Annotated in this window: 10 protein-coding genes; 5 read left to right on the forward strand and 5 right to left on the reverse strand. The window is 72.3% G+C overall.

Features of this window, described 5'->3' with window-relative positions; translation table 11 throughout:
• Positions 1-104 precede the first annotated feature (104 nt).
• From L3i22_RS12715 to L3i22_RS12725, 3 genes are all read left to right on the forward strand, one after another.
• Positions 105-2,756, forward strand: coding sequence for a transglycosylase domain-containing protein (locus tag L3i22_RS12715; RefSeq protein ID WP_255658174.1), 2,652 nt, complete (start codon positions 105-107; stop codon positions 2,754-2,756).
• Between the two features lie 146 nt (positions 2,757-2,902).
• Positions 2,903-8,251: a GH92 family glycosyl hydrolase gene (locus tag L3i22_RS12720; RefSeq protein ID WP_255658175.1), complete on the forward strand. Its 5,349-nt coding sequence runs from the start codon at positions 2,903-2,905 to the stop codon at positions 8,249-8,251.
• 67 nt (positions 8,252-8,318) lie between these two features.
• Complete coding sequence (locus tag L3i22_RS12725) at positions 8,319-12,269, forward strand: discoidin domain-containing protein (protein ID WP_221327165.1); 3,951 nt, start codon at positions 8,319-8,321, stop codon at positions 12,267-12,269.
• Here the strand turns inward: L3i22_RS12725 and L3i22_RS12730 are convergent.
• The 5 genes from L3i22_RS12730 to L3i22_RS12750 are packed head-to-tail and all read right to left on the reverse strand — an operon-like array spanning position 12,257 to position 17,463.
• A complete protein-coding gene (locus L3i22_RS12730; protein ID WP_221327166.1) occupies positions 12,257-13,051 on the reverse strand; it encodes a DUF1295 domain-containing protein in 795 nt (264 codons plus the stop codon). The genes L3i22_RS12725 and L3i22_RS12730 overlap by 13 nt on opposite strands.
• A complete protein-coding gene (locus L3i22_RS12735) occupies positions 13,045-14,310 on the reverse strand; it encodes a cyclopropane-fatty-acyl-phospholipid synthase family protein (RefSeq protein WP_255658176.1) in 1,266 nt (421 codons plus the stop codon). The genes L3i22_RS12730 and L3i22_RS12735 overlap by 7 nt, the downstream gene beginning before the upstream one ends.
• Positions 14,307-15,542 (reverse strand): cyclopropane-fatty-acyl-phospholipid synthase family protein, encoded by a 1,236-nt coding sequence (locus L3i22_RS12740; RefSeq protein ID WP_255658177.1) that lies wholly within the window; start codon positions 15,540-15,542, stop codon positions 14,307-14,309. Before L3i22_RS12740 ends, L3i22_RS12735 begins: the two co-directional genes overlap by 4 nt.
• Positions 15,539-16,240: a DUF1365 domain-containing protein gene (locus tag L3i22_RS12745; protein ID WP_221327167.1), complete on the reverse strand. Its 702-nt coding sequence runs from the start codon at positions 16,238-16,240 to the stop codon at positions 15,539-15,541. The genes L3i22_RS12740 and L3i22_RS12745 overlap by 4 nt, the downstream gene beginning before the upstream one ends.
• Positions 16,237-17,463 carry an NAD(P)/FAD-dependent oxidoreductase gene (locus L3i22_RS12750; protein WP_221327168.1) on the reverse strand — a complete coding sequence of 409 codons (1,227 nt, stop codon included), beginning with the start codon at positions 17,461-17,463 and terminating at the stop codon, positions 16,237-16,239. Before L3i22_RS12750 ends, L3i22_RS12745 begins: the two co-directional genes overlap by 4 nt.
• Positions 17,464-17,573: 110 nt before the next feature.
• Here L3i22_RS12750 and L3i22_RS12755 point away from each other — a divergent pair, with 110 nt between their 5' ends.
• Positions 17,574-18,185: an alpha/beta hydrolase gene (locus L3i22_RS12755; protein WP_221327169.1), complete on the forward strand. Its 612-nt coding sequence runs from the start codon at positions 17,574-17,576 to the stop codon at positions 18,183-18,185.
• Positions 18,186-18,267: 82 nt separating this feature from the next.
• Positions 18,268-19,530, forward strand: a complete 1,263-nt coding sequence (locus L3i22_RS12760; protein ID WP_221327170.1) for a vanadium-dependent haloperoxidase — start codon at positions 18,268-18,270, stop codon at positions 19,528-19,530.
• Positions 19,531-19,640 lie beyond the last annotated feature (110 nt).

Raw genomic sequence — 19,640 nt, forward strand, 5'->3', positions numbered from 1 at the left:
CACGCGGTAACAGAAGATCACATGCCACAAAGGAGGGGTCCAACCCCGTCTATGCGGGTGTGCAGGAGGAATCCGAGAAACGAGCCCCCCGCTGGCGCAGGGTCGTGACGGTCGCCGTCGCCGTGCTGATGTTCTGGACCGCCGCGGGGGTCGGTGCGGCCGAGGCGTACGTCGAATCCGTGCCGGTGCCCGGCGCCATGCCGGAGCCGCAGGCGTCGGTGCTCTACTACCGTGACGGCCGGACCATCCTGGCCCGGGTCGGCGCCACCGACCACAACGACGTGCCGCTGTCGGCGATCTCGCCGGAGCTGCGGCGGGCCGTGCTGCTCGCCGAGGACCAGGAGTTCTACGACCACGCCGGGGTGTCCATCCGGGGCGTGGCGCGGGCGATGGTGGCCGACGCGGGCGGCGCGCACCAGGGCGCCTCCACGATCACCCAGCAGTACGCGCGGAACGCCTTCCTCAGCCAGGCCGTCACGGTTGACCGGAAGCTGCGGGAGTTCGCGCTCGCGGTCAACCTGGAGCGCGAGCTCAGCAAGGACGAGATCCTCGACCGGTACCTGAACACGATCTACTACGGGCGCGGGGCGTACGGGATCGCCGCCGCCGCGCACGCGTACTTCGGGATCACCCCGGACCGGCTGGACTTCGCGCAGAGCGCGGTGCTGGCCGCGGTGATCAAGGACCCGTGGGGCTTCGACCCGGCGCACGACGCCAAGGCCGCCCGCCGCCGGTGGAACTGGATCAGTGCCCTGGGCCGGGCCAACGGCTGGGTCGACCCGAAGGCGCTGGAGTACCCGGCGATCCAGCCGGCCGGCTCCCCGATCGGCGGCCCGATCGGCCTGGTCGTCGACCAGGTGGAGCGTGAGCTGTCCACCCACGGGGTCACCTCGCAGCAGCTGCACACCCAGGGCCTGTCGGTGGTCACCACGCTGGACGCGACCGCCCAGCAGGCCGCGGTGACGACGGTGGCCGCCGGGCTGCACGGCCAGCCGAAGGGCCTGGAGGCGGCGCTGGTCGCGGTCGATCCGGCGAGCGGCGGCGTGCGGGCGTACTACGGCGGCGAGCACGGCAGCGGCTACTTCGACTACGCGTCGGCGCTGCACCCGGCGGCGTCGACCTTCAAGCCGATCGTGCTGGCCGCCGCGCTGGGCCGGGGCATCGCCTATCAGTCGCACTGGGACGGCAGCTCACCCCGGTTGTTCCCGGACCGGGGCGTGCCGCTGCGCAACCACGACAACCTGCAGTGCGCCAACTGCACGCTGGAGAAGGCGATGGTCGACTCGCTGAACACCCCGTTCTACGCGGTGACCGCGGAGATCGGCCCGAACCGGGTGCGCGACATGGCCGTCAAGCTCGGCATCCCGGAGAAGTACCAGGGCGCCAAGTCGATGGTGGACGTCAAGGGTGACCCGGCGCCCGGCAAGACCCGCGGCGACATCGCCCTGGGCCGCTACCCGGTCACGCCGGGGGACCTGGCCACCGTGTACGCGACGCTGGCCGGCAACGGCGTCCGCCACCAGCGCCACTTCGTGGAGTCGGTGACCGGGGCGGCCGCCGGGTACACCGGGTCGGACGCCGGCGCGACCGTGATCGACGCGAAGATCGCCGCCGACGTGTCCACCGTCCTGCGGTCGGTGGTGCAGGACAACGGGTTCACCCCGGGCCGTCCCGCGGCCGGCAAGACCGGCACCCAGCAGTACCGGGAGACCCTGGACAACCAGGACGCCTGGATGGCCGGCTACACCCCGGAGTTGGCCACCGCGGTCTGGCTGGGCCGGGCGAAACCCGGCCCGCTGCGGGACAAGGCGGGTAAACGCATCGAGGGCGACACGATCCCGGCCCGGGTCTGGAGCGCCTTCACCCGGTCGGCGCTGCAGGGGCAGCCGGCCACGCCGCTGCCGGCGCCGGCGCACGTCGGCCGCTCGGACGCGGGTGACTTCGGCAAGAGCCACGACGCGAAGAGCCCGGACACGGTCGCGAACCTGCACGCCCCCGCGGCCGGGTACGAACCGGTCGTGCACACCGAGCACACCGGCAAGCGGCTCGCGCTGACGTTCGACGACGGCCCGTCCGACTACACCCCGGCGGTCCTGGACCTGCTGGCGCAGTACCACGTGAAGGCCACGTTCTGCGTGGTCGGCGAGAACGCGACGTGGTACCCGCAGCAGGTCCGCCGGATCGTCGCCGACGGCCATCGGCTCTGCAACCACTCGATGCACCACGACGACCTGGGCATCATCTCGGCGGCGAAGAGCGCCGCGGACATCGCCGAGGCGGACGCCGCGATCGCCGAGGCCGCGCCCGGGTCGACGGTGACCTACTACCGCGCGCCGTACGGCGACTTCGGCCCCTCGGCGAAGGCCGGCGGGCTGGCCGGGCACACCCCGCTGGGCTGGGTCGTCGACCCGGACGACTGGCTGCTGCCGGGCGCCGACGTGATCGAGCAGCGGATCAAGCAGCAGCTCACGCCGCGGGCGGTGGTGCTGGTCCACGACGGCGGCGGCGATCGGAAGCAGACCGTCGAGGCGCTGCGCAAGCTGATCCCCGACCTGCTCGCCGACGGGTGGACCTTCGACTTCCCGGAGACCACCATCGCCAGCAAGCCGCAGGCCGGCCCGACCACCCCGGGCCCGTCGGCCTCGGTGTCGGCAACCCCGTCCGACCCGGTGCCGCCGGCGTCCTCGCCGACCCCGTCCGCGTCGTCGAGCAGCCCGGCGCCGTCCGATCCACCAGAGCCGCAGAGCACCCCATAACACCATTAAGGGCCCGCCGTCACGGCGGGCCCTTAAGTTTCCGGCCTATTTCCAAGTCTTTTCTTGACAACGTTGTCATCCGGGAGCGAGGCTCACGATCATTGATCCGGGCGATCCACTGTGCTTCCTCTCCGCTTGGAGTTTGCATGACCTCTCCGTTCCTGTCCCGACGGTGGATGGCCGTCGGCGCGGCGCTGTTGCTGCCCGCCGGGCTGCTCTCCGTTCCCACCCTGGCCGGCGCCGCGCCGGCGGCCGGCGACTTCCGATCCTCGTTCGAGACCACCGACCCGCAGCCCACGGCGAGCACCGCCGAGACCGGCGCGGACGGTAAGCCGGTGCAGGGCAACCTGACCGGCTCGATCCGTACCGGCCTGCCCGGCAGCGTGCTCGGCAAGGTCACCGCGGTGACCGCCAGCGCCGAGAACCCGCCGAACGAGATCGCGGCCCGGCTCACCGACAACGAGTCGTCGACCAAGTGGCTGGCGTTCACCCCGACCGGCTGGGCCGCCTACCAGCTGTCCGCTCCGGTGGCCGTCGTCAAGTACTCGCTGACCTCGGCGAACGACGCGGCCAGCCGCGACCCCAAGGACTTCGCGCTGCAGGGCTCCGCCGACGGCTCGGCGTGGACCGACCTGGACAAGCGAACCGGTCAGACCTTCGGCGGTCGCTTCGCGACGAACACCTACACCTTCACCAACACCACCGCGTACGCGTTCTACCGGCTGAACATCACCGCGAACTCCGGTGACTCGCTCCTGCAGCTCGCCGACTGGGACCTCAGCGACGGCACCGACGTCCGGCCGCCGGCCACCCCGATGGTCAGCGCCACCGGCACCGGCCCGGTCCGCGGCGCCAACCAGCGGCCGAGCGCCGGCTTCACTGGGGTCGCCGCGCTGCGCTACGCCGGCGCGGCCGAGGGCGACGGACGCTCGTACGCGACGAACAAGCTCTTCGACGTGAACCTCCCGGTCGGGCCGAAGTCCCGGCTCAGTTACAAGATCTTCCCCGAGCTGACCGCCGAGGACCTGCAGTACCCGGCCACGTTCGCGGCGATCGACCTGCACTTCACCGACGGCACGTACCTGAGCAAGCGCTCCCCGGTCGACCAGCACGGCAACGCGCTCACCGCGTCCGGCCAGGGCACCGCCAAGGTGCTCTTCGCCGACGAGTGGAACGCGGTGCAGGCCGACCTCGGCACGGTCGCGAACGGCAAGACGATCGACCGGATCCTGCTCTCCTACGACAACGCAGGCGCGAAGGCCGCCACCCGGTTCCAGGGCTGGATCGACGACGTCACGGTCACCGGCACGCCGGCCGCGATCGACAACGCGGCGCTGACCAACTTCGTCGACACCCGGCGCGGGAGCAACGCCTCCGGCGGCTTCTCGCGCGGCAACAACCTGCCGATCGCGGCGCTGCCGAACGGCTTCAACTTCCTGACGCCGGTCACCAACGCCACCTCGGACTCCTGGGAGTACGTCTACGCCCGGGACAACAACGCGGCGAACCTCCCGCTGCTGCAGGGCCTGGCGATCTCGCACGAGCCCAGCCCGTGGATGGGTGACCGCAACCAGATGTCGGTCATGCCGGTCATCGAGGGCGGCCCGCTGACCGGGCAGCCCAGCGGCCGGGCGGCCGCGTTCAGCCACACCGACGAGATGGCCCAGCCCGACCTGTACCGGGTGAAGCTGCAGAACGGCCTGGTCGCGCAGATGTCGCCGACCGATCACGGCGGCGTCCTGCAGGTCACCTTCCCGGCCGGCAAGGCCACCGGGAGCCTGGTCTTCCAGAACGGCACGTTCACGGTCGGGACCGACGGCACGGTCACCGGCTGGGTGGACAACGGCAGTGGCCTGTCCGCCGGCCGCAGCCGGATGTTCTACGCCGGCACGTTCGACCGGGCACCGACCGCGGCGGCGGCCACCTCGGCCACCTTCGACATCGCGACGGCCCCGCAGGTGACCCTGCGCTTCGCCACCTCGTTCCTCTCGGTCGACCAGGCCCGGAAGAACCTGGACCTGGAGGTCACCGGCCGCAGCTTCGACCAGGTGCACGCGGCCGCGACCGCGGCCTGGAAGGACCGGCTGGGCCGGATCGAGGTCAAGGGCGCGACCGAGACGCAGCTGGTCACGCTCTACTCGAACCTGTACCGGTTGAACCTGTACCCGAACTCGCAGTCGGAGAACACCGGCACCGCCGCACAGCCGCACTGGCAGTACGCGAGCCCGGTCTCCGCGGCCACCGGCGCGTCGACCCCGACCGCGACCGGCGCGAAGATCGTCGACGGCCAGATCTACGTCAACAACGGGTTCTGGGACACCTACCGCACGGTGTGGCCGGCGTACTCGCTGCTCTACCCGGACGTGGCGGCCAAGCTGGCGGACGGCTTCGTCCAGCAGTACCGCGACGGCGGCTGGATCGCCCGCTGGTCCTCGCCCGGCTACGCCGACCTGATGACCGGCACCAGCGCGGACGTGGCGCTCGCCGAGGCGTACCTGAACGGGGTCAAGCTCCCCGACCCGCTCGGCGCGTACGACGCCGCGGTCAAGGACGCCACGGTCGCCTCCGGCCGCAGCGCCGTGGGCCGCAAGGGCATCGAGACCTCGCTGTTCCTCGGCTACACGCCGACCACCACCGGCGAGTCGGTGTCCTGGGCCCTGGAGGGGTTCATCAACGACTACGGCCTGGGCAACATGGCCGCCGGTCTGGCCAAGGACCCGGCCACCCCGAAGGCGCGACGCGCGCAGCTCAAGGAGGAGTCGCAGTACTTCCTGGAGCGGGCCCGCAACTACGTGAACCTGTTCGACGGCAAGACCAAGTTCTTCCAGGGCCGCCAGGCCAACGGCACGTTCCTCAACGGTGACCCGCTGGACTGGGGTGGCGTCTACACCGAGACCGACGGCTGGAACTACGCGTTCACCGCGCAGCAGGACGGCCAGGGCCTGGCCAACCTCTACGGCGGCCGCAAGGAGCTGGAGAAGAAGCTCGACAAGTTCTTCGCCACCCCGGAGAAGGCCGACCACCCCGGTGGGTACGGCGGCACGATCCACGAGATGCTCGAGGCGCGGGCGGTCCGGATGGGCCAGCTCGGCATGAGCAACCAGCCCTCGCACCACATCCCGTACATGTACGACTACACCGGCGTCCCGTCCAAGACGCAGGCGCTGGTGCGGGAGATCATGCAGCGGCTCTACGTCGGCGGCGAGATCGGCCAGGGCTACCTGGGCGACGAGGACAACGGCGAGATGTCGTCCTGGTACATCCTCAGCTCGCTGGGCATCTACCCGCTGCAGAACGGCTCGTCCAGCTGGGCGATCGGCTCGCCGCTGTTCACCGAGGCGACCGTGCACCGCACCACCGGCGACATCGTCGTCAAGGCGCACGAGAACAGCGTCAAGAACGTCTACATCCAGTACGCCCGGGTCAACGGCAAGGACCAGAAGAACGTCTCGATCGACTCGTCGGTGTTCAACCGCGGCGGCACGCTCGAGTTCGTCATGGGCCCGAAGCCGTCGTCCTGGTTCACCGGCAAGAACGAGGTGCCGGAGTCGCTGACCAAGGGCGACGAGGTGCCCAAGCCACTGCAGGACGTGACCGGCCCGGGCCTCGGCACGGCGACCACCGGCGGCGGCCAGGACGCGGCGAAGCTGTTCGACGACTCGTCCGCCACCCAGCTGGCCTTCGACTCGGCCACCCCGCAGGTCGACTGGACGTTCCGGGGCGGTGAGCAGGCGCCGACCTACTACACCCTGACCTCGGGGGCGAAGGCCGGCGACCCGGCCGACTGGACACTGCAGGGCTCGCCGGACGGCGTCACCTGGACCACCCTGGACACCCGTGCGGGCGAGGTGTTCGCGTGGCGCAACCAGACCCGGCCGTTCAAGATCGACAAGCCGGGCCGGTTCACCCGGTTCCGTCTGGCGGTCACCAAATCGGCGGGCGCCGAGCAGGCCAACCTCGCTGAGGTGGAGCTGCTCGCCGGTGGCGACGTCCAGCTCGGCGGCGGCTCGGTCACGGTGACCGGGGCCGCGAACGTGGCGGCCCGCTCGGGCACCGCGGTCGCGATCCCGCTGGCTACCGTCACCGGGGGCACCCCGGCGGAGTACCAGGCGACGATCAACTGGGGTGACGGCACGCCGGCCGCTCCGGCCGAGACGGTGCTCAGCTCGCGGGCGGTCTACGGCGTGAGCGGGTCCCACACGTACGCCAAGCCCGGTTTTTATCAAGCGTCGGTCACCGTGACCGATGGCGACGGGCAGGACTCCGCGACCGTCGGGGTGGACGTGGCCTATGCGCCGCCGTCCGGGCTGACCGCCGCGTTCGACACCGTCTGCATCGGTGACGACGGGGTGCTCGGGGCCAACTGCGACGCGAAGAACTGGGCCTACTCCCGGACCGCGCTCGCCGCGGCCGGCGTCACCCAGGGCAAGTCGGCGACCGTGCCCGGGACCGCGCTGCGGTTCACGCTGCCCGCGACCCCGGCCGGCCAGCCGGACAACGCGATCGGCAACGGAAAGACGATCGCGCTGAACCTGCCCGCCGACGCCAGGAACATCTCGTTCATCGGCACCGGCACCCAGGGCAACCAGAGCACCACCGGCACGGCGACGTTCGCTGACGGCAGCACGGCGAGCATCCCGATCCAGTTCACCGACTGGACGATGGGCGCGAACCCGAACGCCACGCCGGCCTTCGGCAACGTGGTCGTCGCCAAGTCCGCGTACCGGCTGCACGGGACGGACCGGGACAGCGCCGTGCCGTTCCTGTTCGCCACCGCGCCGTACCAGATCCCGGAGGGCAAAACCCTCGTCTCGGTGACCCTGCCCGCCCAGTCCGGCGACCCCGGCTCGGCGGGCCGGATCCACCTCTTCGCGATCGCCGACGACGGCACGCCGCGGCCGGAGCTGGCGCTGACCGCGCCCGCCGATCAGACCGCGACGGCCGGCCAGGAGCTGACCGCGAAGCTGGGCTCGGTCGTCGGGGGCAAGCACGCCACCGTCCAGTGGGGCGACGGCACGGTGCTCGCCGACGCGGCGATCGACGAGGCCGGGGCGATCAGCGGGAAGCACACGTACGCCCGGCCGGGCGCCTACCCGGTGCACGTCACCGCGTGGGACGACCTCACCAGCAGCTCGGTCACCTTCACCACGACGGTGGCCGGGGCGGTCGCGGCGCACGCGAAGAGCGCCGACGTCGACCTGACCGCGGAGAGCGCGGCGCCGGTCTATCAGCCGGAGGCGAAGCTCTCCGTCACCGAGGGGCCGCGGGCCACGGCGATCACCGTCGACGGCTCCGGGTTCGCTCCGAACGAGACGGTCACCGGCAGCTTCGGCGCCGGGCTGGCCGCCACCACCCTGCACGCCAACGCCGACGGTGTGGTCTCCGGTGAGACCGTCAGCGTTCCCGGGGCGGCGATACCGGGCGCCACCGGCGTCACGCTGACCGGCGCCGAGTCGGGTGCCGCGGTCGAGCTGCCGTTCACGGTCACCAAGTAAGAGGTATCGCGGCCGCCGGTGAGCATGACCTGCTCACCGGCGGCTTTTTTCGACCCTGGAGGCCTCCATGCCCGTCTCTCGCCGTACCTTCCTCGCCGCCGGCAGCGGCCTGCTCGCCTCGATCGGGGTGGAGGCCACGCTCCCCGGGGCGGCCGCCGCGGCACCCCAGCCGGCCGCCGGTGACCTGGCCCGCTACCGGCCGGTCTCGGCGTCGTCCACCGCCTACGCCCCGGCCCAGCCCTCGTTCGCGGTCGACGGCCTGCCGCAGCTCGGGGTCCGCGGCTCCGGCTGGCGCGCGACCGCCGGCGATCCGCAGTGGATCGCGGTCGACCTGCAGACGCCCTGCCAGGTCGAGGCGATCACGCTGACGTTCGAGGCGACGCTCGCCGACGGGCCGTTCGACGGCGACTGGAACAACGCCGACGGCGACGAGATCCAGTCGAGCGCGGCCGTCGCGTACGCCATCGAAGTGTCTCTTGATCAAAAGGTCTGGTCGAAGGTCCACGAGACGAGCGACGGCCAGGGCGGCACGCAGGCGATCACGCTGGCCGCGCCGGTCCGGGCCCGGTACGTCCGGATGACCGCGACCCGCCGCGCCAACCCCAACCCGGTCGGCCTCAACGGCTTCCAGGTGTACGGCCGTCCCCTCGGCCCCCGCCCGGCCGCCACCGGCTGGACCGACTGGGCCGGCCGGAACACCGCGCCCGCCCCGGCCCTGACCGTCGCCGCCGACGGCACGGTCCCGCTGGAGAGCGGCTGGGCGCTGACCCTCGACGACTTCGCCGGCAGCACCGAGGGCAAGGAGCTGTCCACCGGCCGGCGCGACGTCCGGGACTGGCTGCCGGCGACGGTTCCCGGCACGGTCCTGGCCACCCTGGTCGATCGCGGTCACCTGCCGGACCCGGTCGCCGGCTTCGAGAACCTGCGCATCCCGGAGGCGCTGTCCCGGCACGCCTGGTGGTACCGGCGCGAGTTCCGGTTGCCCCGCGGCCTCGACACCGGCCCCGGCCGGCACGTCTGGCTGGAGTTCGACGGCATCAACCACCAGGCGCAGACCTGGGTCAACGGGGTCGAGGCGGGCACCGTCACGCATCCGTTCGCCCGCGGCGCCCTGGACATCACCGAAGCGCTGCAGGGCCGCACCGAGCACACCGTCGCGGTCCGGATCACCCCGATGCCGCACCCCGGCACGCCCGGCGACAAGACCCTGGACAGCTGGACGTTCCTGAACGGCGGCTCGCTCTGGCGGGACTCGCCGACCTACCTCGCGGTCTCCGGCTGGGACTGGATGCCCGCGGTCCGCGACCGGGTGGCCGGCCTCTGGAACCACGTGCGCCTGCGCAGCACCGGCGCCATCGTGATCGGCGACGCGTTCGCGACAAGCAAGGTGCCCGACCGCAAGAACGCCGACGTGACCGTCACCGTGCCGGTCCGTAACGTCGCCACGACGGCCACCACGGTCACCGTCCGGGCGACCTTCGAGAGCTTCCGGATGGAGAAGACCGTCACCGTGCCGGCCGGCGCGAGCACCGAGGTGAGGTTCATCCCGGTGCGGGTGACGAACCCGAAGCTCTGGTGGCCCAACGGTTACGGCGAGCCGCACCTGCACGACCTCACCGTCACGGCCACGGTCGGCCGCAGGGTCAGCGACACCCGGAAGATCAAATTCGGCATTCGGGAGTACGCGTACGAGTCCTTCCAGCCCGTGATCGTCAGTCCGCCCGCGATCCCGCCGCTGACCTTCCAGGACGGCCACGCCACCCAGACGGTCACGTTCGAGCGGACCACCCGGCGTCACGTGCGGATCCAGACCGGCGCCCGGGCCACCGGCTGGGGCGTCTCCCTGTGGTCGCTGGAGGTGCACGACGGCGCGGACGGCCCCGACCTGGCCCGGGGCCGCACGGCCACCGCCTCCACCCAGGGCTCCTCGGCGCCCGCGGCCGTCGACGGCGACCTGACCACGCGCTGGAGCTCGGACTACCTCGACGACCAGTGGATCCAGGTCGACCTGGGCGCCGCGACCGGCTTCGACCGGGTCACCCTGATCTGGGAGACGGCGTACGCGCTGGACTTCCGGGTGCAGGCCGCCGACGACGGCGACACCTGGGACGACCTGGCGTCGCGCAGCAACGAGACGCCGATCGGCAACACCGGCAAGCAGGTCGTCGACCTCGGTCAGCAGCACGCCCGGCACGTGCGGATCCAGGGCCTGCGGCGGGTCACCGACTGGGGCTTCTCGATGTGGACGCTGTCGGTGCGCCGGGCCGCCGACGCGGGCACCGACCTGGCGCGCGGGAAGTCCGTGACGGCGTCGTCGGCCGAGGGGTCCAACCCGGCCGGCAACGCCGTCGACGGCAACCCGCGGACCCGCTGGGCCTCGGACGCCGCCGACAATCAGTGGATCCAGGTGGACCTGGGTGCCGAGACCGCGTTCGACCAGGTAGAGATCGACTGGGAGGCGGCGTACGCCCGCGACTTCAAGGTCCAGATCTCGGCCGGCGGCGACGCGTGGACCGACGTGCGGACGGTCGACAACGCCGCGATCGAGCTGAAGGTCAGCGTCAACGGCGTGCCGGTCTTCTGCCGCGGCGGCAACTGGGGCTGGGACGAGCTGCTGCGCCGGACCGGGACGCACCTGATCCGGGACGCGGTCGCCATGCACCGTGACATGAACTTCACGATGATCCGCAACTGGATCGGCAGCAGCACCCGCGACGAGCTCTACGCGGCCTGCGACGAGTACGGCATCCTGGTCTGGAACGACTTCTGGGAGGCCGGGCCGTTCATCGACGGGTCGCCGACGTACGACGCGATCGTCGCCGACACCATCCGCCGCTACCGCCACCACCCGTCGATCGCGGTCTGGTGCGGCGCCAACGAGCAGTTCCCGCCGGCCGCGATCGACGCCGGGATCCGCAGGGCGGTCGCCGAGCACGACCCGGAGATCGTCTACGTGCCGTCCTCGAACGCCGGCGTGGTCAGCGGCAGCGGCCCGTGGCACTGGATCGAGCCGGCCGCCTACGCCGACCCGCTCAGCTACAAGGCCGGCGTGTTCGGCTTCCACACCGAGATCGGCATGCCGGTCGTCCCGCACGCCGAGACCATGCGCAACCTGGCCGGCTCCGAGCCGGCCTGGCCGATCGGCGAGGTCTGGGGCTACCACGACTGGGCGCGCAACGGGAACCAGCACGTCGAGGGCTACCGGCAGGCGATCGAGGCCCGGTTCGGCGCCGCGTCGTCGCTGGAGCAGTTCACCCGGCAGGCGCAGTTCGTCAACTACGAGAACCATCGCGCGATGTTCGAGGCGTGGAACGCGCACCTCTGGCAGAACGCGTCCGGGCTGCTGCTGTGGATGTCGCATCCGGCCTGGTACAGCACGGTGTGGCAGACCTACGACTACGACCTGGACGGCAACGGCGCCTACTTCGGCGCCCGTAAGAGCTGCGAGCCGCACCACGTCCAGGCCGATCCGGGCACGTGGCAGGTCCGCGCGGTGAATCACACGGCTGCGCCGCTTTCCAAGATCAAGATCACGGCTTCGGCGTACGACCTCAGCGGACGTCCCGTGGGCGCGGGCCACAGTCGTACCGTCGAGATCGCCGCATCCTCGACCGCGCCCGCCTTCGTCCTGAGCGCCCCGGTCGCGGATCTTCACCTGGTCCGGCTGGAGATGCGGGACCGGCACGGCGAGCTGCTCTCCGAGAACACCTACTGGCGGTACGAGAAGCCGGAAGACATGCGGGCGCTGACGACGATGCCGAAGACCCGGCTCAGCGTCAGCACGCGATCGAAGTCGGACAGCCTCACCGCCGAGGTGACCAACCGCGGCCCGGCGGTCGCCGCGCTGGTCCGCCTGGCGCTGCGCGACGGGCACGGCGACCGGGTGCTCCCCGCCCGGTACAGCGACAACTACTTCTGGCTGCTGCCGGGGGAGAGCCGCACGATCGCCGTCGACTGGCCGGAGCGGCTCGGCCGCCCGCCCGGCCTGACCGTCACCGCGGAGGCCTACAACGCGTGACGCCCCCGGGCGGTTTCCTCCCTCGGCCTTCTCGGGAGGAAACCGCTGGTGCGGGCGACGTAGGCGGCATAACCGGGCCGGCTGCCGGACAGGTGCCGCTCCAGCAGCGGCTTACCGGTCTTGCCGGCCAGGAACCAGGTCATCAGCACCGGCGACAGCACCGTGAGCCAGCCCGTCCAGTGCAGCGCGGCCAGGGCGAACAGCCCCCACCAGACGCACGCGTCGCCGAAGTAGTTCGGGTGCCGGGTGTATCGCCACAGACCGGTGTCGAGGACTGTGCCCTTCGACGCCGGATCGGCCCGGAACCGGGCCAGCTGAGCGTCGCCGACCGCCTCGAAGAACAGGCCGACCGCCCAGATCAGCACCCCGAGCACGGCGAGCGCGTTCAGCGGCGCGTAGCGGGCGGCGACCTGGACCGGCAGCGACACGAACCACAGGATGACCCACTGCAGCAGGTAGACGCTGCGCAACGCGTACCAGGTCGGGTTGCCCTTCGCCTTGGCCAGCATCTCCGCGTAGCGCGGGTCCTCGCCGGAGTGCGCCACCGAGCGCCGCCCGATGTGCACGGCGAGCCGGACACCCCAGATCGCGGTGAGCGCGGCGACCAGGGCGGCCATCGGCCGGTGCGCGTTCAGGCCGAACGCGGTCCCGGCGATCGCGGCGAAGCCCAGCCCCCAGGCGACGTCGACACCCTTGTGCACGCCGGTGGCCACGCCCACCGCGAACGCCACCAGCAGCACCACGAGCGAGGCCGCCGCGGTCGCCACCAGCATGATCAGCATCGGACGTCCGGCATCCCGCTCGCGCCCTCGGCGGTCCGGCGCACCGCGAGGATCTGGTCCACGCCCATCCGCCCCTCCTCGAAGGTCAGCGCGCCGCCGACCAGGTAGAGCCGCCAGACCCGGGCGACCGGCTCGCCGACCAGCGCGACCACCTCGTCCCAGCGGTGCTCCAGGGTGTCCAGCCAGCACCGGACCGTCCGTACGTAATGCTCGCGCAGGCCGTGCACGTCCCGCACCTCCAGCCCGGCCCGTTCGAGCAGCGCGACCGTCTCGCCGACCGGGCGCATGTGCATGTCGGGCGCGACGTACGACTCGATGAACGCCCCACCGCCGGGCGCGTGCGCGCCCCGGGACATCTGCTGGACGAGCAGCCGGCCGCCCGGCGCCAGCAGCCGGTGCAGGGTGGCCGCGAAGACCGGGTAGTTGCCCGCGCCGACGTGCTCGCCCATCTCGATCGTCGAGATCGCGTCGAACGGCCCGTCGTCCACGTCCCGATAGTCCTGCAGCCGGAACTCGATCGGCAGGTCCCCGGCGGCCTCGACGGCGTACGCCCGCTGCTCCTTGGACAGCGTCACCCCGACGACCGTCACCCCGTAGTTCCGGGCCGCGTGGATCGCCAGCGCGCCCCAGCCGCAGCCGACGTCCAACATCCGCATCCCGGGCCGCAGCCCGAGCTTGCGGCAGATCAGGTCGAGCTTGGCCACCTGGGCGTCTTCGAGGGACATCGCCGGGTCGGTGAAGTACGCGCAGGAGTACGCCATCCGCGGGTCCAGGATCAGCCGGTAGAAGTCGTTCGACAGGTCGTAGTGGTAGCTGATCGCGGCCCGGTCCCGCTCCCGGGTGTGCACCCGGCCGTCCAGCCTGGCCTGCGCCGGCGGGTTCGCCGGCCGGGGCCCGAGCACGCCCAGCCGCAGCGCGATCCGGGCGGCCCGCAGCCGGTCGGCGACCCCGACCCGGATCCCGCCGCCGGTCAGCCCGGTGGTCCGGGCGTGCCGCCACACCTGCCGCAGCCCGTCGGCCAGGTCGCCCTCGACGTCGATCTCCCCGGCGATGTACGCCTGGGCCAGGCCCAGCTCGTTCGGATGCCACAGCAGCCGGCGCAGCGCGTTCCGGTCCCGGATCACCAGCACCGGGCCGTCGGACGGGCCGCTCTCGCTGCCGTCCCAGGCCCGGATCCGCACTGGCAGCGCGCCCCCGGCCACCCCGGCGACGATCGTCGACAGTGCACCGGCGGCGCCGGCCTCCAGCATGGTCGTCATCGGGTCCGTCCCAGGATGAGCTGGCACACGTCGAGGTAGCGGGCCGCGAAGCCCGCCTCGCAGTACGCCAGGTAGAAGTTCCACGTCCGGGCGAACGTGGCGTCGAAGCCGAGCGCGGCCACCTCGGCCGGCCGCTCGTTGAAGGCCGCCCGCCAGCGCCGCAGCGTCTCGGCGTAGTCGGGACCGAAGTCCAGGCGGTCGGTCACCCTCAGGTCCGCCCGGCTCAAGGCCGCCTCCATCGCCGGTACGGACGGGATCAGGCCACCGGGGAACACGTACTTGTGGATCCAGGTGTAGGCGTCGCGGGTGGCCAGCATCCGATCGTGCGCCATGGTGATCATCTGCAGCCCGACCCGCCCGTCCGGGGCCAGGTGGTCGGCGAGCGCCCGGGCGTACGCCGGCCAGTAGTCGACCCCGACCGCCTCGACCATCTCGACCGAGACGATCGCGTCGAAGCCACCCGGAATCCGCTCGATCTCCCGGTAGTCGCAGAGCCGCACGTCGATCCGGTCGCCCACCCCGGCCGCGGCCGCCCGCCGCCGGGCCAGGGCACGCTGCTCGGCCGAGAGCGTCACGCTGACCACCTCGGCGCCACGCCGGGCGGCCCGCACGGCCAGCTCGCCCCACCCGGTGCCGATCTCCAGCAGCCGCGTCCCCGGCCCGGTGCCGGTCCGGTCGAGCAGCCGGTCGATCTTGCGGTGCTGGGCGGTGGTGAAGTCCTCGCCGGGCGTGGTGAACAGCGCGCTCGAATAGCTCATCGACCCGTCCAGGAAGAGCGCGAACAGGTCGTTGGAGAGGTCGTAGTGCCGCTGGATGTTGCGCCGCGAGCCCGCCAGGGTGTTCCGCTCCGCGTGCGGCGCCCGCACCCCGTGGAAGCGCCGCAGCCGCTGCAGGGCCGGCGGGATCAGTGTGCCCATCGACCCGGCCAGCACGGTCAGCACGCCGGTCAGGTCCTCGGCGTCCCAGTCACCGGCCTGGTAGGCCTCGCCGAACCCGATCAGCCCGGCGGTCCCGAGCCGGCTCAGCAGGACCCCCGGCCGCCGGACGTCCAGGATCGGCCCGCTCGCGCCGGTGACCGTCCCGTCCGGGTAGCGGACCCGGACCGCGCACCGGCTCATCGCCCGGCGGAACAATGCGCCGGCCATCGCGGCCCGCAGCGGGGCGTGCGGCACGGCGGTCACGTCCGGCCAGCGGTCCTCGACGCCGGCCGGGGCATCCTGGGTCAGTGTCACGACACGCCTTTCGTTCGCTCTTTTGTTCGGGGCACGACGGGCAGGCCGCGTAGGTAGAGGCGGATGCCCTGGATGCGGATCCGCAGCGCCACCGCGACGGTGACGAGCGGGTGGCGCAGCAGGGCGCCGGTGGTCGCCGGCCGGCGCCGGCCGCGCAGCGACGCGACGAACGGGCGGCCGCCGTCCCGGTCCAGCGCGACGGTCAGCGACAGCCGCTCGCCGGGCTCCGGCAGGCTCAGCCGGTAGTCGCCGGAGACGTCGTTGAACGGCGAGACGTAGAACGACTTCGCGGTGCTGGCCACGCCGCGCTCGTCGGTGCGCAGCAGGTAGCAGTGCCGCCCGCCGTACGTGTTGTGCACCTCCGCGACCACCGCGGCCAGGCTGCCGTCGGCCCGGTGGCACCAGTAGACGCTGAGCGGGTTGAACACGTACCCGAGCACCCGGGCGTTGGTGAGCAGCCGGATCCGCCCGCCGTCCAGGTCGATGCCGTGCCCGGCCAGGTAGGCCTCGACGTTCTGCCGGATGCTGCGCGCCGGGTCGCCGAAGTGGTCCCCGGCCCGGAACGAGGCGAGCCACCGGTCGCGGGGCAGCTCGTCCAGGTCGACGAACCACTGCTGGGTCCGGTAGGTGAAGGTGTGCCGCAGCGGTGCGGTCCGGGCGTGCCGGACCGTGCACTCGTACAGCGCCGGGCCGCTCACCACCGCACCCCCAGCGACTCGGCGGCGACCACCCCGCTGCGGCAGCCGTCCTCGTGGAAGCCCCAGCCGTGGTACGCGCCGGCGAACGCCGTCCGCCCGTCGTTCAGCCCGGGCAGGTCGATCTGGGCGGCGACCGAGGCGGGCGTGTAGATCGGATGCTGGTAGCTCATCCGGGCCAGCTCGCCGTCGTGCTCCCGGCCGGCGTTCAGTGTCACCAGGTAGTGCCGCTCGGCGCGCAGGCCCTGCAGCCGGCTCATGTCGTAGGTGACGACCGGCGGCCCGGCGCTCGGCGCGCAGCCCGGCAGCCGGTAGTTCCAGGACGCCCGGGCCCGCTCGTGCAGCGGCAGCACGGTGTCGTCGGTGTGCAGCACGGTCTCGTTGCGCGAGTAGGTGAAGGCGCCCAGCGTCCGGCGCTCGGCCTCGGTCGGATCACGGAGCAGCCGCAACGCCTGATCGGCGTGGGTCGCCACGACCACCGCGTCGTACCGGACCCGGTCGTCGGCCTCGACCCAAACCCCTTCCGGGGTACGGGACACGCCCGTCACCGGATGCCCGGCCCGCACCGCACGCAGATTCTTGGCGAGCAGGTCGACGTAGGTGCGCGACCCGCCCACCACGGTCCGCCAGGCCGGCGATCCGCTCACCGACAGCATCCCGTGATGGGCCAGGAAGGTGAACAGGTACCGCGCCGGGTAGTCGGCGACCACCTCCGGCCCGCACGACCACACCGCCGAGACCAGCGGCACCACGAAGTGCCGGACGAAGTGCGCGGTGTATCGGCCGCGCTCGAGGAACTCGCCGAGCGTGATGTCCGAGCCGGTGTCCAGCAGCGCCCGCGCCCGCCGGTGGAAGATCGGCACCTGCGCCAGCGTGGCCAGGTAGGCCGGGGCCGGCGGCTGGACGAACAGGCCGGCGGGGCCCTTCGCGCCGGCGTACTCCAGACCGCAGCCGTCGCAGCGCACCGACATGCTCATCTCGGTCGCCCGGGTGGGCACGCCGAGCTCGGCGAAGAGCCGGAGCAGGAGTGGGTACGTCCGATCGTTGTGCACGATGAAGCCGGAGTCGACGGCCACCGACGACCCGCCGTCGGGCAGGTCGTGCGTGTGGGCGTGCCCGCCGAGCCGGCTGTCCGCCTCGTACAGGGTCACGTCCCAGGCGTCGCGCAGGACGTAGGCGGCGGTCAGTCCGGACACGCCGGCGCCGATCACGGCAACGGATCTCATCCTCAGTCCTCCGGGGGTTCGGTCTTCGGGAGGGGATTCGGAGAAGATCGCCCGGCGGATTGGTGCGGTCTTCCGGCAATCCGGCCGGCTCTCCGGTCCGAATCACCGAGGTGACACCCCAGCAGCCAGCGCTTACCGTTCTCGGTCCGGCGGCGCACGCCCGGACCGTCGTCCTCGTCCTGCCCGGCGGCCGCGCCACCAGCCAGGCGCCCGCTCCGCGCGGCCTGGCCTGGGCGCGGATGCTGCCGTTCGCCCTCGGCGTCGCCCGGGACGACGTGGCGGTCCTGGTGCTGCGCTACCGGGTGCGGGGCTGGAACGGCGCCGCGCAGGACCCGGTCCGGGACGCCCGGTGGGCGCTCGCCGAAAGCCGCCGCAGGCATCCGGGCAGCCGGATCGTGCTGGTCGGGCACTCGATGGGCGGCCGGGCCGCGCTGCGCCTGGCCGCCGACCCGGAGGTGACCGGGGTGTGTGCCCTGGCGCCCTGGATCGAGGTGGGGGAGCCGGTCCACCGGGGCCGGGCCGACGTGCTGATCGCGCACGGCGACCGCGACCGGGTGACCGACCCGGTGCGGTCGGCGGCCTTCGCGGCCCGGATCGGCGCCGATTTCGTGCGCGTGACCGGCGACGGCCACGCGATGCTGCGCCGGCCGCTCGCCTGGCAGCGCCTGGTCACCGGATTCGTCCGGGAGCGGCGCGCGGCGGCGCACAACACACAAAGTTGACAATTGTCGATGCGGTCTTGTGTGGACGGTAGGGCGCCAGCAGGGTGGGTGCGGCAGTTTCCGACAGCCCCGGGGGACCCTGATGTCGTACCGTCGATTGCCCGCGCTGACCGCAACCCTGACCCTGACCGTGACCACCGCCCTGATGCCCGCGGCGGCGCAGGCCGCGCCGGCGCGCGGCCCGAACGCCGTGGTGGTCTGGAACCTCAACGCGCAGAACGAGATCTACGAGGTGGCGCGGCAGTCGCCGGCCACCGCGGCCCGCAGCTTCGCCATGGTTCAGGGCGCCGTCTACGACGCCGTGAACGCCGTCGCCGGCGTGCCCTACCAGCCCTACCTGACCGCGCCGAAGGCCCGGCACGGCGCCTCGGCCGACGCCGCGGTGGCCGCGGCCGCCTCGGCGGTCCTGCTCTCGCTCTTCCCGGAGCAGGCCGCGACCGTCACCGCGCAGTACGACGCGGCCCTCGCCGCGATCCCGGACGGCCGGGCCGAGACGGCCGGCGTCGCGGTGGGCCGTCAGGCCGCGGCCGCGATGATCGCGGACCGGGTCGGCGACGGCGCCTTCGACCCGGACAGCTGGAACATCAGCACCGCCCCGGGCCAGTGGCGGCCCACCCCGCCGACCAACATCCAGGACGGCGCGTGGTTCGCCGACCTGAAGACGTTCGTCCTGCCCGACGCGGCGATGTTCCGGACCGCCGGGCCGCCCGCGCTGACCAGTGCCGCTTACACCCGTGACTTCGCGGAGGTCAAGGCGATCGGCGGGGTGAACAGCACGGTCCGCACCCTCGACCAGACCCAGTCCGCGAAGTGGTGGCACGACCGGCGGCTCACCGAATGGGACATGAAACGGCAGCTCGCCGTGGACACCCACCTGAGCACGCTGCAGACCGCGCGGATGTTCGCGATGGTCGACATTGTCAACGCCGACGCGCTGATCGCCTGCTACAACGAGAAGAAGTACTGGAACTTCTGGCGGCCGGTCACCGCGGTCCAGGAGGCCGACCTGGACGGCAACCCGGCGACCGTCGCGGACCCGACCTGGATGCCGCTGCTGGTGACCCCGCCGTTCCCGGACTACACGTCCGGGCACACCTGCTCGTTCTCCGCGATCACGCTGACCTGGCAGCGGTTCTTCGGGCGAGACGACATCCCGATCGGCGCGTACAGCGCGGACTCCGGGACCACGCGGTCGTTCCCGAGCTTCTCGGCGGCGCTCGACGAGGTGGTGGAGGCGCGGATCTGGGGTGGAGTGCACTTCCGGACGGCCGATGTGCAGGGTCTGCGGATCGGGACCGGGACCGCCCGGTACGTGCTGGCGCGGGAGTTCCGGCCGCGCCACTAGGCATTTCGTCTCCTCTGTGGGCCGGCCGGATTCTTCCGGCCGGCCCGTCCTGTCTCTCACTCCGCGTCGTCACGGCGGTACGGAACCGTCGCAACGTAGACGTACGTGCG

Origin of the sequence: Actinoplanes sp. L3-i22, from assembly GCF_019704555.1 — a bacterium.
Lineage (GTDB): Bacteria > Actinomycetota > Actinomycetes > Mycobacteriales > Micromonosporaceae > Actinoplanes.